The 1995-nt window shown below is 33.5% G+C and carries 2 protein-coding genes; both read right to left on the bottom strand.

The features are described 5' to 3' along the window. Positions 1-262: 262 nt before the first annotated feature. A complete protein-coding gene (locus tag MUW73_RS00645; protein WP_243018314.1) occupies positions 263-634 on the bottom strand; it encodes a hypothetical protein in 372 nt (123 codons plus the stop codon). 31 nt (positions 635-665) lie between these two features. After that, positions 666-1808: an ankyrin repeat domain-containing protein gene (locus MUW73_RS00640; RefSeq protein ID WP_243575150.1), complete on the bottom strand. Its 1143-nt coding sequence runs from the start codon at positions 1806-1808 to the stop codon at positions 666-668. Positions 1809-1995 lie beyond the last annotated feature (187 nt).

Below are 1995 nucleotides of genomic sequence, written 5' to 3'. Positions count from 1 at the left end.
CAGCTGTTTTTCTATTTCATCTATAAGGGGCGCTTGCTGATCGCAACTATTTTACAAGGGGAGTTTTTACTAGAACCGCCATGGCGTTCCTTGACTGCATAACCAAGGTATCCATGCACCAATGTGGTTTGCTAGCATTGGCTAAATTAAAAATAACTTTTTGATTCTAGTTGTATTTAGTTCTCATTATAAAGCAAAGAGATAGATTCTTTTTCCTCGATAGTTATTTCGTTACATTATTCGTAGTTAATATTACTGGATATTAAGAGGAACAATATCCCTCATCGTGATCGACATCGTGAGAAAGTGATTGTGGATCGAGGTGTCTTGCATGCGCTACGTACTCTCTAACTTTTTTTGCTTCATTACCATAGTTTTTATCGATATATTTACCTATTATCGCACACAACTTATTAGCATACTCCTGAGAGATGCTCTTATCCTCTACCTTGCCTTCAATTTCACGCGCAATTATACCAAGTTGAGACTTGTTTAAAACACAAGGTAGAAAATCTAAAATACAGCTAAGCATTGCTTTTCCTTTACTTATATTTTTATTAAACCCTATTTTAGAGGGGAAAGCTGTACCTATAATCTTCTCCAATAAAGTGTTGGAATTGCTGTCTTGAGGCAAATAGCTACACCCAATAACAGAATTTCTTTTTTTATCTTTTTTTATCTTTTTTTAGTAAGGTATCCACTACTAGATCGCAACCAAGCTTATCTCTTATTTGAATAAATAGAATTTTGAAATCTTCTATTTTACTATGTTGTTGTTGAGTTAAAAAAAGAAGATGCAGTGGGGTTCTACCATCTTTATCTTCTAAGCTTAAATCATTTTCAGAAATTATACCTAGGATAATTTCTAAAATATTATTTTTATAATGTTTTTGAACAATATAATGCAATGGGGTGGTCCCTGTCTTATCTTGTAGAGATAACATAAACTTATTTGTACTATCTTTAATAAGCTCACCGAGTATACTTTCCCAGATAAAGTAAGAGCAACCTAAACTAGCAAGATAATGCAGTGGGGTTTGACGATTCCAATCTGGTATAGACAAACAATCTAACCCAATCTTCATCTCCTTTAGTTGCTTTAGTAGACGTTCCCAAATATCGATATCAGCACATATAGCAAAATAATGGAATGCTGTCCTTCCACTTATTAGATCCGGCTTATATAAAAGCTCTTTAGAAACATTATGTTGGTTTAGCAGTTGAAGTAGTATGGTAGCCATTTCCCTAAATTTTTGAGAGATCTTTTGGGAGAGCTCAGGAAGTGGTGATCGTGGTACTACGTTGTTCAAAACCTCTAGCAGGTCCTCAGAAGTAAACGGTACTGGCATTCGATGCTTCAATATTTTTTTAAATAATGAGATATCATCTGTTGTCATAGCATTTTCCAAAAAACCTTTCGCCTCTGATGGACTAAGTGCTTGAATCTCTTTTTTCTGACTTGATTCAGATTTTTTTTTAACTCTATCCCACCGCGCTTTGCATTGAAGTAATAGCTTCTTTGTATTTAATTGATTCTCAATTTTATCACAAGGCTCTTTTGATTTATCTGACTGGTCGTCTACCTTTTCATTCTCTTCTATTGAACCAAGATCACCTACACTACCACTATCCGAACCTACAGAATTAGTTGATGTTGTATCTACAGAATTGATTGTTGCAGGCGAACTTCGCTCAGAACTAATCTTGGCTTTATCACATTGACCTAACAAAAAAGACTGTAAAACAACTAAAAATAAAAAGTTTACAACTTTTTTTGATAAAGGGCTGCATTGCTTCGTATCACGCATTTGTTTTAAAATTTTAAATATTTATCGATTTTTTTATAAAAAATACAAATACTATTAGTAGGAAGGATAGCATACTTACTGATCGACTAATACCTTTAGTTCGCTGAAAGGAAAAACAAATTTAGGATATTATATAGAATAATCCTAATTTAGCGTAAATAACAATTCAGTTTCCGTTCACCACTAT

This window comes from Candidatus Cardinium sp. cByotN1 (genome assembly GCF_022810525.1).
In the GTDB taxonomy this organism is placed as follows: domain Bacteria; phylum Bacteroidota; class Bacteroidia; order Cytophagales; family Amoebophilaceae; genus Cardinium.
The sequence above is the reverse complement of the archived record's forward strand: the minus strand, read 5'-3'. Positions and strand labels throughout refer to the sequence as shown.